Source organism: Candidatus Accumulibacter cognatus (genome assembly GCF_000584975.1).
Classification (GTDB): Bacteria; Pseudomonadota; Gammaproteobacteria; order Burkholderiales; family Rhodocyclaceae; genus Accumulibacter; species Accumulibacter cognatus.
Genome location: NZ_JDST02000040.1, coordinates 1 through 14,461 on the forward strand (window position 1 = coordinate 1; position 14,461 = coordinate 14,461).

General features: G+C 57.7%; 13 protein-coding genes. 5 read left to right on the forward strand and 8 right to left on the reverse strand.

Annotated features, from left to right (window positions below; all coding sequences use genetic code 11):
- Positions 1-421: 421 nt before the first annotated feature.
- Genes AW06_RS08055 through cobA form a run of 3 tightly spaced genes read left to right on the forward strand, consistent with a single transcriptional unit; the run spans position 422 to position 2,202 of the window.
- Complete coding sequence (locus AW06_RS08055; protein WP_273704512.1) at positions 422-1,051, forward strand: IS66 family transposase zinc-finger binding domain-containing protein; 630 nt, start codon at positions 422-424, stop codon at positions 1,049-1,051.
- A gap of 5 nt (positions 1,052-1,056) precedes the next feature.
- Complete coding sequence (locus tag AW06_RS20180) at positions 1,057-1,389, forward strand: hypothetical protein (RefSeq protein WP_046535901.1); 333 nt, start codon at positions 1,057-1,059, stop codon at positions 1,387-1,389.
- Positions 1,390-1,431: 42 nt separating this feature from the next.
- Positions 1,432-2,202 carry a uroporphyrinogen-III C-methyltransferase gene (cobA, locus tag AW06_RS08060; RefSeq protein ID WP_034948432.1) on the forward strand — a complete coding sequence of 257 codons (771 nt, stop codon included), beginning with the start codon at positions 1,432-1,434 and terminating at the stop codon, positions 2,200-2,202.
- Between the two features lie 38 nt (positions 2,203-2,240).
- Here cobA and AW06_RS08065 read toward each other — a convergent pair whose 3' ends face one another.
- Together AW06_RS08065 and AW06_RS08070 are read right to left on the reverse strand one after the other, a co-directional pair.
- Complete coding sequence (locus tag AW06_RS08065) at positions 2,241-3,023, reverse strand: LytTR family DNA-binding domain-containing protein (protein ID WP_034948435.1); 783 nt, start codon at positions 3,021-3,023, stop codon at positions 2,241-2,243.
- Positions 3,020-4,018 (reverse strand): histidine kinase, encoded by a 999-nt coding sequence (locus AW06_RS08070; protein ID WP_246148400.1) that lies wholly within the window; start codon positions 4,016-4,018, stop codon positions 3,020-3,022. Before AW06_RS08070 ends, AW06_RS08065 begins: the two co-directional genes overlap by 4 nt.
- 97 nt (positions 4,019-4,115) lie before the next feature.
- Here AW06_RS08070 and argH point away from each other — a divergent pair, with 97 nt between their 5' ends.
- Both argH and AW06_RS08080 read left to right on the forward strand, forming a co-directional pair.
- The gene (gene argH / locus AW06_RS08075) at positions 4,116-5,501 is read left to right on the forward strand and encodes an argininosuccinate lyase (protein ID WP_034948437.1); all 1,386 of its coding nucleotides are present in this window, start codon (positions 4,116-4,118) and stop codon (positions 5,499-5,501) included.
- A 212-nt stretch (positions 5,502-5,713) separates the two neighbouring features.
- A complete protein-coding gene (locus tag AW06_RS08080; protein WP_034948439.1) occupies positions 5,714-7,000 on the forward strand; it encodes a serine/threonine-protein kinase in 1,287 nt (428 codons plus the stop codon).
- A gap of 47 nt (positions 7,001-7,047) precedes the next feature.
- Here the strand turns inward: AW06_RS08080 and AW06_RS08085 are convergent, their stop codons facing one another.
- The 6 genes from AW06_RS08085 to AW06_RS08110 form a co-directional block, all read right to left on the reverse strand.
- Complete coding sequence (locus AW06_RS08085) at positions 7,048-7,581, reverse strand: hypothetical protein (protein WP_034948441.1); 534 nt, start codon at positions 7,579-7,581, stop codon at positions 7,048-7,050.
- A 166-nt stretch (positions 7,582-7,747) separates the two neighbouring features.
- Positions 7,748-8,071 carry a Grx4 family monothiol glutaredoxin gene (gene grxD, locus AW06_RS08090; RefSeq protein ID WP_034948444.1) on the reverse strand — a complete coding sequence of 108 codons (324 nt, stop codon included), beginning with the start codon at positions 8,069-8,071 and terminating at the stop codon, positions 7,748-7,750.
- A gap of 69 nt (positions 8,072-8,140) precedes the next feature.
- On the reverse strand, positions 8,141-8,983 hold the full coding sequence (prmC, locus tag AW06_RS08095; RefSeq protein WP_246148403.1) for a peptide chain release factor N(5)-glutamine methyltransferase: 843 nt from the start codon (positions 8,981-8,983) through the stop codon (positions 8,141-8,143).
- A gap of 64 nt (positions 8,984-9,047) precedes the next feature.
- Entirely contained in the window at positions 9,048-10,130 is a 1,083-nt protein-coding gene (gene prfA / locus AW06_RS08100) for a peptide chain release factor 1 (RefSeq protein ID WP_034948447.1), read from the reverse strand.
- Between the two features lie 97 nt (positions 10,131-10,227).
- Positions 10,228-11,490 (reverse strand): glutamyl-tRNA reductase, encoded by a 1,263-nt coding sequence (gene hemA, locus AW06_RS08105; protein ID WP_034948565.1) that lies wholly within the window; start codon positions 11,488-11,490, stop codon positions 10,228-10,230.
- An 85-nt stretch (positions 11,491-11,575) separates the two neighbouring features.
- Positions 11,576-14,461, reverse strand: coding sequence for an EAL domain-containing protein (locus tag AW06_RS08110; protein ID WP_046534911.1), 2,886 nt, complete (start codon positions 14,459-14,461; stop codon positions 11,576-11,578).

Sequence of the window (14,461 nt, forward strand, 5' to 3'; positions counted from 1 at the left end):
AGTCCGACAGGCTGCTAGTCAAGACATGCATTCAGCATGCTTCGCCCCAGGCTGGCGCCGGCGTCCGGTCGCGCCGATTGTGGCGCAGAAGTAAAAAGATCACAGCCTCTGACCACATCCTGACTCTCCTGTACCCGCCCACGGGCAGATCTAGATACTCGACTTCTCGAGAAAAACTCATGCAGAATCCGTCACTTCGATCCTTTATGATGAATAATTGGGGTATCATTCGTCGTAGTTTGAGCGAGCGGACTTGCCCCCTTCTCTCCCTCGCCGAAACAACTGTTCTGGGCAGAGAAGCGGCTTGGCGAGCTGCTCGAACAGGTCAAAACCAGTTCCCTGGCGCTATGCCAAGATCGAGAAGTTGCCCCTCGGGCTGGCCTCTTTGCAGCGTATAAAATGCGGCGTTAAGAGCAAGTCCATGGCCGCTGCCGAGCGGAACCTCTTCGACAAAACCCGGGCCACCGGCCTTGCTGCCTGCAAAGCCCGCCTGAACGAACCGCGCCAGGCAGCCGCAATGGGGCCGCATCAACCACCCACCGAGAAGCTGAAACGCGAAAGCGGCGGCCGTCTGCCCTTTCCTGAGCAGTTGCCCCGTGTTGAGCACTTACACAAGCCATCAACCTGCCCCTTTGGGCAATGTGGTCAGGCGCTGGAGCAGATCGGCGAGGATGTGACCGAAAAACTCATCGTCCCTGCCGAGTTCTTCGTCGGGCGCCGCATCTACCCCCAGTACGCCTGCCTGCCCAGCGAAACCCTCCTCCCTGCTCCGGCCATCGCTTCGGTTGTCCGCGGCGGTCTTGCGGCATCGGCCTGGTTGGCCTGGTGGACCCGGGGGATGGTCAGCAAGTACGTCGATCATCAGCAGATAAGGGTTAACCATTATTATCATAATGACATTTTCATAAGCGATTGCCCTGCGTTTCAGAGGGAATCGGCTGCCAGCGGTGGACTTCTGCTCATTGACCGTTTGCTGGGCACGCGCTACAGTCGCCAAGGAAGGGTTCTCCGTACTTACCGGATTCCCGGCGCTATGCCAAAGAGGAAATAACATTGATGTCGAACCGTCAACGCCTATCGGTGGCGATGCTGACTGGCATGCTCGCCTTGCTCAGCCTGTCAAACGCGCATTCGCAAACATACACGAGTGACGGTGCAGTGCGTCCCGATCCTGCACTATCGCCCGGGGAAACCCATCCTGAACCGGCGCTCGCCCCCAGCGCGGTGCCTCCCGAGCGTGCGCTCTCTCCACAAGAGACCCACCCCGATCCGGTACTCTCGCCGGATGCAGTACCACGTGAGCAGGCGCTTTCGCCAGAGGAAACAAACCAGCCGCCGATACTCTCGCCGGATGCCGTTCGCCCAGACTCCGCTTTGCCGCCGGACTGATACCGAATACCTCGATTGATGTTAATGATTGGAAACACCGGAATGACTCAGACCTCTTCGTCAACGCCCAGCGGAACCGTGTACATCATCGGCAGCGGGCCCGGCAATCTCGACCTGTTGACACTGCGTGCTGCGCGGCTGATCGGCGAAGCGGACGCCATTGTCTACGACCATCTGATTGCCGATGGCGTCCTTGAACTGGCGCGACCTGACGCAGAAATGATCTATGCCGGCAAGGAACGTTCACGGCACAGCGTACCGCAGCATGAACTCAACCAGTTGCTGGTGCGCCTGGCACGCGCGGGCAAGCAGGTCGTCCGCCTCAAAGGGGGAGATCCCTTTATTTTCGGGCGTGGCGGCGAGGAAATCGAAACGCTGGTCGACTCGGGAATCGCCTTCGAGGTGGTGCCGGGAGTGACTGCGGCCGCTGGCTGCGCCGCTTACGCTGGCATCCCGTTGACACATCGAGATCATGCACAGGCGGTAGCCTTCGCAACCGGCCATCTCAAGGACGGCACCATCAATCTCGATTGGCCATTGCTGGCACGTCCACGGCTGACGGTTGTCTTCTACATGGGCATTGGCGGCCTCGCCGAAATCTGCCAGCAGATGATCGCCCACGGATTGCCCGAGGACCACCCTGCTGCGGTCGTCCAGAACGGTACGACGCGCCGGCAACGCGTGCTGACTGCCGATCTGGCGACTTTGCCGGCGAAGGTCGCGGCCACCGGCATCACCTCTCCGGCGCTGATCATCGTTGGAACAGTGGTGCGTCTACAGCAGAAACTAGACTGGTTCAAGCCGGCACCATGAATCGATGATGGATCGATGGACAGAGCCTGATCGGACGCTCAGGGAGTCAAATGATGAGCGCAGGACTTGACCAGAGGCCACTGTCTGCGACTGATCGGAAGCCGTTCAGGAATGTCGCGCAGCATTGCCTGCCACTGCGTCTCGGCATCGTCGGAGCTGCTCTTTTCGAAACCGATAATCGTTTCCCTAGCTACCAGAACACTGCGATGCAAGCGAATGAACTGCTCGCCAAACTCCTGCTCGAGATGGGTCAGTGACTCGTCGAGCAGGTATTCCCGATCACGGGTGCGCGCCGTGACGTATTTCAGATCAGCTTTAAGGTAAATGACCTCCGCTACTGGAATCAGCAACAGACGACCACGTTCGTGACAAGAGAGGTGGCTGCGGGCCGTTTGCTGCAGAGATGCAAGCGGTACCGGCATACGCATAGGATGTGGTCGAACCTTCTGCAACGCGGTAAGCAAACGTTTCGCCCGTACTGGTTTCAACAGATAGTCCACGACGTTGAGTTCGAAGGCTTGCACCGCGTACGCTTCAAAGGCCGTCACAAAGATCACCGCCGGTGGCCGTGCAAGTTCCGACAGACGACAGGCGAGCGCAATGCCGTCCATCCTGGGCATCTGAATGTCAATCAGGGCAACGTCAACCCTTCGGCTGGCGATCGCCGCCAGGGCACGGAAGCCATTTTCTGCTTCGGCAACGAGTTCGTTGGGCAGCTCCGGCGCAAGATCAGCCAGCAGATCTCGCAAGCGCGTACGCGCGGGCGCTTCATCATCGACAATCATCACGGCAAGCGGGCTGGGACAAACTACGGGAATCATGGCGAGAGCCCCCGACAAGGGAGAACGATGTGCACCCGATATTCGCGCTGACCGCCAGCAAGGAGTACCTCACCGGTCTCGATGCGAGCCTCCAGATCGTAATACAGTGCCAGCCGCTCGCGAATATTATCAAGCGCCATGTGGTTGCCGTGTTGATGCTCGGTGTCGACATCACAGGGATTGACGAGATCGATGTGCAATTCATCGCCACGTCGCAGTACTCGAATACCGATCGTGCCGCCCTCTCCGGAAGGTTCGATTCCATGATAAACGGCATTCTCCAGCAATGGTTGCACCATCAGTGGCGGCACCTTGAGATCAACCACCAGATCAGTCACTTCCCATGCGACGTTCAAACGATCCCCAAGACGCAGCTTTTCAAGGTCAAGATACTGCCGACACAAGGCCATCTCGTCGGCCAATGGGATCAGTTCCCGATGGTCTCGCATGAGCGCCCGAAAGAGTTCAGCCAACTCTTCAAGAGCCGTCTCGGCACGCCTCGGATCAAGACGAATCAACGAGATGATGGCATTTAGACTGTTGAACAGGAAATGTGGTCGGATGCGCGCGGTCAGCGATTGCAGGCGCGCTTCGACGAGCGCTGGCGACAAGGCGCTGGCGCGCAAGGCCAAGTAGGAGAGCATCAACGCCGCCGCTGCGCTACCGAGCAGACCGGCTTTCAGCAGGTGCGCCCAACTCCCTTCGTCGAAGGTCAGAAAACGCCAGAGATCGGTTAGAAGGATCGCGGAAGCGGCGGACTGAATCACCACCAGCGCCCGCCCGATCCAAATGGAAAAACGCCGCAGCAGGTTCCCGAACAGCGCCAGAAGGGTCAGGTTGATGAGCAGCAAGGGTTGCACCCAAATCGCCATGTCACAGTAACGTTGGACGCTGTCGCTGATCCCGTCGCTCTGTACCAGGGCTGCGAGCACTGCCAGCAAGTTTACCCCTAGCAGGATACGCAGCATGACTCCGGCATTACGAAAGTCCGGCAACAGCTGACCATCCAGGTTTTGCTTTATACTTGCCATTAATCGAAGTGGTGCCTGTACAAGGTTCTACGAGTGATTTTAGCCTAGTAACCTGTACCTTATGAGCCAATCAGATTCTTCACTCTATACATGGGCCGGCCGCTTCTCCGAGCCGATGTCCGACCTTGTCAAGCGTTACACGGCATCGGTCGATTTCGACCAGCGGATGTGGCGTCAAGACATCCGTGCCTCTCTGGCACACGCCACGATGCTGGCCCGACAGAACATCATCAGTACTGATGACCTGGCCGACATTGAGCGCGGTATGGCGCAGGTAGTGCACGAAATCGAGTCTGGCAGTTTCGTTTGGTCACTCGACCTTGAAGACCTACACCTGAACATCGAGAAACGCCTGACTACGCTCGTCGGCGATGCTGGCAAGCGTCTGCATACCGGCCGCTCACGCAATGATCAGGTTGCCACCGACATTCGTCTCTATCTTCGTGATGCAATCGATGACATCGCCAGCCTGCTTGGCGAGTTCCAGAGCAGGCTGCTTGATCTTGCTGAAAAGGAAGCGGCCACGGCACTGCCTGGCTTCACCCACCTCCAGGTCGCGCAGCCGATTACCTTCGGCCATCATCTGCTAGCCTATTTCGAAATGGTGCGACGCGACGCCGAACGCCTGGCCGACTGTCGCCGACGAACCAACCGTTTGCCACTCGGTGCGGCTGCCCTGGCTGGCACCTCTTATCCAATTGACCGACAGTTCGTAGCCGATTTGTTGGGTTTCGACGGTGTTTGCGAAAACTCGCTCGATGCCGTTGCCGACCGCGACTTCGCGATCGAATTCTGTGCCGCCGGCGCATTACTGATGATGCACCTCTCACGCCTGTCCGAAGAACTGGTCCTGTGGATGAATCCTCGTTTCGGCTTCATCAAGCTCGCCGATCGATTCTGCACCGGCAGCTCGATCATGCCCCAAAAGCGGAATCCCGACGTACCCGAGTTGGCGCGCGGCAAGACCGGCCGCATCTACGGTCACCTGATGGCCTTGCTGACGCTGATGAAGGGCCAGCCTCTGGCCTACAACAAGGACAACCAGGAAGACAAGGAACCGCTGTTCGACACCGTTGACACGCTCACCGACACCTTGCGCATCTTTATCGAGATGATTCCCAGTATCACCGCCCACCCTGAGAACATGCGTGATGCCTTGCGCCAGGGATTTGCCACGGCCACCGACCTGGCTGACTATCTGACCCGCAGGGGCCTGCCCTTCCGCGATGCCCACGCAGCAGTCGGCCTGGCCGTGCGTCGCGCAGAGGAACTTGGCATCGACCTGGCGCAACTTTCGCTCGAAGAGCTGCAGCGCGTATCTCCGCTGATTGGTGACGATGTTTCTACGGTACTGACTATCGAGGGATCGCTGGCGGCACGCCGCCATGTGGGCGGCACTGCCCCGGAACAGGTTCTGGCGGCGATCGCGCGCGCGCGTTGCGGCTAACGTGACTTTTCCACCCCCCGATCATCCAAGTCATGACCGTTTCCCTGCCTTGCAGGGCGCATTCCGGCTTGCTCGCCGGAATCGTTCGAGGGGCGCAGAGCAGGCTCTGCGAACTCCCCCTCTCCCCCACCGATCCCTCCCCAACGAGCCGGGAGGGGAGTTTCGTGAGTCGCTGACGCGACTTCCACATTAAGCCCACCGACGAGGCTGACATGGAGAAGATCGGCAAATACGAACTTGTCCGGGAAATCGGACGGGGTGCGACTTCTACCGTCTACCTCGGGAACGACCCTTTCAGCAAACGCGAGGTCGCGGTCAAGATCGCATTTCCGGACATTCTGAGAGACCCAAAACGGGGCAGGCTATACACGCACATCTTTCTCAATGAGGCGGCGCTGGTCGGCAAACTGTCACACCCACACATCGTCCAGACTTACGACGCGGTGGTCGACGACCATCTCTGCTACATCGTCATGGAATATGTGGCAGGCAGCACGCTGGAGGCGGCTTGTACAGCCAACCGACTGCTGTCGTACGCTCGAGTCGTCGAGATCATTTTCAAATGCACGCGAGCGCTCGATTTCGCGTTCCGGGCCGGTATCATTCATCGTGACATCAAGCCTGCCAATATTCTCGTCTCGGGCTTCGACCCGGACGTAGGCGAGATCAAGATCTCGGATTTTGGCGCTGCGATCATCGGCTCACCCGACCGCACCCTGATTCTCGGCATGGGGTCACCCGCCTACATGTCGCCGCAACAGGTGAAAGATCATACCCTCGATCACCAAGCCGACATCTACTCTCTAGGTGTTGTCATGTATCAGTTGCTGACCGGGCAACTACCTTTTCAGGCTCGCAACAGTTACGACCTGATCTACCAAATCATCAACTCGGAGCCACGCCGACCTTCAGCGCTACGCGCGGACATTCCTGCCTCGCTCGACGCCATCGTTGCGCGTGCGATGAGCAAGAAACTCGAGAACCGTTACCCCAGTTGGGCAGAGTTTGCACACGATCTGGCGCAGGCTTGCCGCGGCCGGAGGTTGAACATCCCAGCCGAGCAGATGGTCGATGTCGAAAAGTTCGACACCCTGCGTTCGTTCGCCTTCTTCGCGGATTTCTCTGATGTCGAACTCTGGGAAATCGTGCGTTTTTCTGAATGGAATCGCGTTTCACCCGGCGAGGTGATCATTCAGGACGGCAAGGCCGGCGACTGTTTCTATTTCCTCGCCGAAGGTGAACTGAAGGTCCTCAAGAACGGCATGATCCTTGATCTGCTGACCACAGGAGAGTGCTTTGGTGAGATGGCGGTGATCGGCAAAGCGAACTCGGTGCGCGGCGCGGATATCATTGCCCTGACCGATAGCAAGCTGGTGAGGATTACCGAAAGCGCTTTACAGGATTCTTCCGCTGCCTGTCGAATGCATTTCTACCAGTCTTTCCTTGCTGTACTCAGCGAGCGCCTGACGTCGGCGAACGTTCGTCTGGTGTCCTTCTGAAAGGGTACCCATCCCATGCCCACACTGCGGCACCCACCAGCGAATGGCTAGTGACCGCAAAACGGGGCCACACCGTTGGCTCCCATGAGTGCCTGCCTTTGATAACTCGTGCGAACGATGCCGGTGGTGGCATCGAACAGCACGTCGAAGCGTGCGAGCTGATTCCAGGCATCGCAATACTGCCACTCCCAGACCAGTTCGTCGCGTTCCTTGAAATAGGCGGTCCACTGTGGAGCAGGTGGACCGATCAGGCGTAGCACCGATTCCTGGTCGCTTTTTCCAGGCTCGATACGAGCAAAATGCTCCATGTCGAGCACCGCTTCAATCTGCTGCAGCCGCCCATCCGGAGCAATGAAGACCATGAACGTCTGGGTTCCTGCTGGCCCGCGCGGATAGGCCAGTTGCTCGCTGCCGTTAGCATTCTTCCAGCGGAGTGCCGGCGTTCCCATTGTCGCCACTACTTCCGGCAAGGTCGTCACACCGGGCTGCAAACCCCAGCCACTGTAACCAGCACAAGCCGAGAGCAGGGATACGCCGACCGGGGCCAAGAGGTATTGCCACCTCGACCATACAGTACTCATCTCTTGCCTAGACCATCAGTCATTGCCGCTGTGATTATCGTGCAGGTATTGTCGTGCGGTAAGCACTTGCCCTGCAAGCCGTCTCAAAATATATATTAGAACTCTCTAACTTTCATGACTCGCCACGCCACCCGCCGCCGCGCAATTGGCATCAGTACCACCCGGATCAGACCGGGTCGATGAGACCTTCGAACAGTTTCTGCAATTCACCCTCTTCATACATCTCGCGCATGATGTCGCAGCCACCGATAAACTCGCCGTGCACGTAAAGCTGCGGGATCGTGGGCCAGTTAGCATATTCCTTGATACCGTTGCGAATCTCAGCATTTTCCAGCACATTCACGCTGAGAAAGCCGGAAACTCCACAGGCCTTCAGAATTTGTACGGTAACCGCAGAAAAACCACACTGTGGAAATTGTGGAGTCCCCTTCATATAGAGGACCACTGGGTTATTGGTGACCTGCTCTTTGATCAGTTGCTGCACATCCATCACAACACCTCGCCATTTCTATAGTTGATAAAAATCATCGAATTAGTGTACCGATTGGCCACCCCCTCGTCAATACAGACAACCACCGCTGACTCTTTCGACCTTCGACAGATCCGGCCAGGAAGCCACCTTGGAAAAACCTGCACTCCACAACAAATCGCGCACTCTAGCTGCCTGATTGTAACCGTGTTCGATCAATAGCCAGCCATCCGGCAGCAGATGTCCGGCTGCACCGACGACGATTGCACGAACACAGGCCAGACCGTCGCCACCACTGATCCCATCGCTGAGTGCCATCAGCGGCTCAAAGGGAAGACCGTTCTGCTGAAGATGCGGATCCGCATACTCAACATAAGGTGGGTTGGCAACGATCAAGTCGAAACGTGCTCCGCCGAGTGGTGCGTACCAGTCGCCCGCAAGGAAATTGACCTCGACTGCATGCCGCGCGGCATTGATGCGGGCCACCTCAAGCGCCGCAGGAGACAAGTCTACCGCACTGACGATGGCCGCCGAGCGCAGGTATTTGAGGGTCACCGCCAAGACCCCGCAACCCGTACCGAGGTCTACGATCCGAGGCGCCTTTAATGGCTGCAGTCGTTCGATCGCCAGTTCGACCAGCAGTTCCGTTTCTGGGCGCGGAATCAGAACCGCTGGGGTGACAAGAAACTCAAGCGCATAAAATGCTGCCGAATTCACCAGATACGCCAATGGTTCCCCGTCAGAACGACGCTTGACGAGTACCCAGAGTCGCGCCAACTGATCAGTCGACAACGCTCGCTCCGGGCGGACCAGCAGATCGACATGTGTACAGCCGGCGACGTGCTGGACGAGCAAACGCGCATCCAGACGATCAATACTCAGGCTGGCTACGCGCCAAGCCTCGCCGATGCACATCACCAGCGGCTGCAACATTCAGCGCAGACCCATTGACGCAGGCCATTGCACAAAGCGCGGCATCAGAGTCAGAGCGATCGCTTCACGCGCTCTCGGCGAGCATCGCCAACTGATCAGCCTGATACTCGGCAGTCAGCGCAGCAATCAGGTCATCGAGATCACCGTCCATGACGGCCTCGAGCTTGTATAACGTCAGGTTGATGCGGTGGTCGGTCACTCGCCCCTGCGGGAAATTATAGGTTCGAATTCGCTCCGAGCGATCACCACTGCCAATCAGATTCCTGCGTGCCGACGCGATGTTCGCATGTTGCTCGCGCTCCTGCATGTCCCTGATACGCGCAACCAGTACTGACAAGGCCTGTGCCTTGTTCTTGTGCTGCGAGCGATCATCCTGACATTCCACGACAATGCCCGTCGGCAGATGAGTGATGCGTACGGCCGAATCGGTCTTGTTAATGTGCTGCCCACCAGCCCCCGAAGCTCGATAGGTGTCAATGCGAATCTCGGTCGGGTTGATCTGCACCTCCTCTAGCGCGTCGGCCTCGGGCATCACCGCCACAGTACAGGCGGACGTGTGGATACGGCCTTGCGTCTCGGTATCCGGAACACGCTGCACACGATGAGCACCTGACTCGAACTTGAGTCTGGAGTAAACACCCTGGCCGATGATACGCGCAATGACTTCCCTGTACCCACCGAGGTCCGAAATGCTTGCGGAAATGACCTCCACTTGCCAACCCCGGCGCTCGGCGTAACGCGTGTACATTCGGAACAGATTGCCTGCAAACAATGCCGACTCGTCACCGCCTGTGCCGGCGCGAATTTCGAGAAAGACATTGCGATCATCCTTGGCGTCCTTTGGCAGCAACAGTTTTTGCAGTTCTGCCTCGATCTCCGGTAGGCGCTCCCTGGCCCCTGCCACTTCGGCTTCAGCCAATTCCCGCATCTCTGGATCAGCCAGCATATCCAGCCCCGCACACAGATCGGACCGGAGCTGTCGCCAAGCCTGGTAAAGGGAAACCACCGGACCGAGTTCGGCATGCTCGCGCGATAGCTTCCGGTACTCGTCCATGTCACGTGTCGCCTCGCCGCTGGCCAGCATGCGATCGAGCTCGTAGAGACGACCGGTCAGATGCTCAAGTTTGTCGCGAATACTCTGGTTCATAGAAAATCGGTTCAGGCAGCGGTTCAGGCAGCGGTTCAGGCAAAAAGGCCGTGAAGAAAATCTTCTGGGAGTTGGTACGCCAGTAAAAGATCCATTCTCATTTGCCGAGATGGGAGTCCACATGCAAGTGAAAAAGCTGGGCTGCCAGAAGCGGCAAGTCGTCCCGGTCTCCAGCGGCATGGCTCAGCGCCTGCGTTGGTGCGTGCAGGAACTTGTTGGTCAGGCGGAGAGAAAATTGCTCTAGCACACGCGCCGGGTCGTCTCCTTTGGCCAACAACTTGAGTGCATGCTCCATTTCGTGCCGACGCGATCGTTCAGTCGCGTCGCGCAGCGCGCGAATGACCGGCACTGTACCACGCGTTGCCAACCAGCGTAGGAATCCATCGACACGCTCGGCAATGATTGCCTCTGCGTCAACGACTGCTGCCTGACGCGACTCGAGTCCCGACGCGACCAACTGAGCGAGATCATCAACCGTATACAGGAAAACATCGTCCATTTCGCCCACCTCGATCTCGATATCGCGCGGGACTGCGAGATCGACCATGAACATCGGGCGGTGACGACGCATCTTGATGGCACGCTCGACCATGCCCAGACCAATGATTGGCAGCGGACTAGCTGTACAGGAAATGATGATATCGAACTGCGACAATCTCTCGCCAAGCTCTTCGAGCCTGATCGCCGTTCCGCCAAAACGGTCAGCAAGCGATTGGCCGCGCTCCACCGTTCGGTTTGCAATGAGCACCTGTTTCGGCCGTTGTACCGCGAAATGTCTGGCGCACAGCTCGATCATCTCGCCGGCGCCAATCAACAGGAGCTTCTGATCGGAGATCCGCTCGAAGATGCGCTCGGCTAGGCGCACTGCGGCGGCAGCCATGGAAACGACGTTGACACCAATCGCCGTGGTCGAGCGCACCTCCTTTGCGACAGCAAACGAATGCTGGAAAAGTTTATGCAAGGTTGTGCCAAGGGTGCCAGCTTCCTCGGCCACACGTACAGCCTCCTTCATCTGGCCGAGAATCTGTGGTTCACCCAGAACCATCGAATCGAGTCCACTAGCCACCCTGAAGGCATGGCGAACAGCATCACGTTCGGGATAGGTGTAGAGGTATGGCTCGATTTCGTGGCGGGCTAGGCGATGATAGTCCGCCAGCCACTGGCTTGCTGCCTCTGGTACATCGGTGGCGAAGTAAACCTCGGTACGGTTACAGGTCGAAAGAATCGCTGCCTCCTGAACCGAATTTCCGCGTGTCAGGTCGGTCAACGCCTGGTGCACCCTTTCCGCGTGAAAGGCCACCTGCTCACGGACCGACAGAGGAGCTGTGTGGTGGTTGATACCAAGCGTAAACAGCGGCATTCTTGGCGGATGGTAGGCAGGAAAAGGCAGGATTGGCAAGGATTATATCATTGACAGTACATGCCCCCGCGCGCGCCATACGCATTCAGATCACATCCTGCGCCGGCTTGCCGATGAAATACCCTTGTGCGTAGTCCACACCAAAACTGCGCAACATGTTCAACGCGCGTTCGTCTTCAACGAACTCGGCGACAGTCTTCTTGCCAAATCCTCGTGCCACCTCGGTCAGTGCCCGGACAAAGACCTGATCGTCTGGACTGTCGACCAGCGTGCGCACAAACGATCCGTCGATCTTCACGTAATCAACAGGTAATTGCTTGATATAATTGAATGATGAAAATCCTACACCAAAATCGTCGAGCGAAAACGAACAACCCAGTTCACGCACAGCCTGCATGAACGCGCGGGCAGCTGAAAAATCCGACACGGCAGCCGTTTCGGTGATTTCAAAGACGACATGACTGGACAGCATTGGGTTGCGGGCAAGCTCTTCGCGAATGAAGGACAACATTCTGGCATCGTTAATGCTGACGCCTGACAGGTTGATCGAGAACTTATAGTCTCTCCCGACGGCAAACAAGGACAACATTTTGCCAAATACCTGATCAATCACGTGACGATCGATCTCGCGTATCAAGCCACTGTTTTCGGCGACCTCCATGAACGCTCCAGGCGGAATCAGCGACCCGTCGGAATCCCGCATGCGCACCAGCGCCTCGTAATGACTGACCTGCCGCGCACGGATATCTTGAATCGGCTGGTAATGGACGACAAATCCCCCATCCACCAGGGAACGGTTGATCATCTCCTTCCAATGCAAGCGCTCCTGTATCTTCTCCTGTTCACCCTCACCCTCGGAATAGAGGTGCCAACCTCCCCCGCCTTTGGCCTTGGCCTGATACATGGCGATGTCGGCATTGGCCAGAAGCTCCTTGACATCCATTTTCGCCTCGGAAAAGACCACAATCCCTATACTGGCGGAAATCCGATGGTTTGCTCCTAGTTCCGGGAATTTGATTTCGGCAAGGCGCTTGTTGATCTTCTCGGCCACCTGAATGGCTCCGTCCTGGTCGCATTCATGCAACAGGAGACCCAGTTCGTCGCCGCCCAGTCTCCCCAGCAGATCGCTGGCGCGTGCCACGTTGCTGACTTGGTCGGCGACGATACGCAACAGGGCGTCTCCTGCCTGATGGCCACTGACGTCGTTAACGTATCTGAACTCGTCGAGGTCGAGATACAGCAATGCCCCATCGTGCCCTGAACGACGCGCGCTGATCAGCGTTTGATCGAGCTCGTTCTGAAAATGCTGTCGATTGATCAGACCGGTCAGCGGGTCGTGTTCAGCCAGATAGTTGACGTGCGACTCGGCGCGTTTGCGTTCGGTATGGTCTACCCCAACCGAGAGAATCATCATCGCGTCACCAGAATGGCCAGACAGGCGAGAATGGCTCCAAGTGATTTCATAGGTTTGACCGCTCGTGCCCAGCAGAATCGACTCTGTCTGCACGTGCCGACGAATTCCTGCGGCGATGTCGCGCAAGGCCTGCTGAACAGGTGATGCCGGTGATGATCCGGCCGGACCGAGTAACTCGAAGAAACGCTTGCCAGGTAGCATTTCCTCATCGCAACCGAACAACAAACGCCCGTATCGATTCAGTGTGCGGATTCGACCGTCTGCGGACTGCGTCAGAATGATGACTTGTGCGGTGTCGAGAAGGCTCTTGCTAAAATCGCGTTCGACCGATATCCGCTGCAACATTCTCTGGGTCGCTGCAGAATGCGCTGCCACTTCGGCCTCCAAGGTCTCCAGTCGATACGACAGGGAGATTGCCGCTTCAGCCAGGTTGTCGATTTCGTCATCGAGCAAACGCCGAGCACGTGGCGCAATGCGCGCGCGTGCCTCGTTAAAGGCCCGGCGACCGAGCAGGGGTATTGCCAGCACGGCCTTGGTCATGCGCTGCAGTGGTGCGTGTACCAGCAGCGACAGCAATAGCAGCGACAGCAACGAAACCAGCAACTCGCCCTGTAAGCGGCTCAAGACCGATTGGCGAATGTCGGCCAGGGCTTCGGTCAGATCATCTATGACCACCATCATCGCCGGGAATGGCCCTCCCCTTGGAGCATCCAATGCCAGAAATAACAATTCGAACTGCTTGCCGTTGTAAGTCAGCGAGAGATGGGCATGGCCACTGGGGTGAAGAATCGGGGGAATCGACGTCAATTGATGAAGCAAGGCCCGATCTTTTCCCTTGCTGCTCAACTCGATCACCCGCAAGCCCACCTGTGGCAGGAAGGTCTCGTCCACGGCACCTCCCGCCACAGGCGGCGTCGGGATCAGGATGCCTAGATCAGCGCCACCAGACACACTTGGAAATGAGTTGATCACCTCGGCTGGTGAGCTGCCAAGGACCACCACCCCAGCAACCCGACCAGACGACAGAATCGGTGCTGCCGCAAACTCTGTACATACCTGCCGGCAGCGCGTCCAGTGCATGGCTCGCTCACTCTCAATGACGGCACGCACCTCTGCATCATGATCCGGATCAGCCAGAACATCGCTGGGCCAACTGGCCAGCGGCGGACCGGTCTTCGCATACACCTGCAAGGAGTCGATACCCAGGCCGAGTTGCAGGGCTGCCCAGTGGCTATCGAAGTGATTTCGCAGCAACTCATGTCCGTGCGGCGTCTGGAACAGGCTCACTCCGACAGAATCAAGCGCAGCCAGAACACCCGCGAGACCCTGCAGGCGTTGCCCGAAGTCATCGCGCAAGGTAAAGGCCTGCAGAACGAGGCGCTTGCGAGCCTCCGCACGCTGCAATTCGAAACGCGTCGTCAAGTCGTGAAAATGGAGCCAGGACAGCGCCCCATTGACCGACAGCATCACCACACCCAGGGTCAGCAGGATCTTCCACCTGAGGCTGAGGAATCTGTAACCGCTGCGCGCTTGCGACGCGGAATGACGATCCAGCAT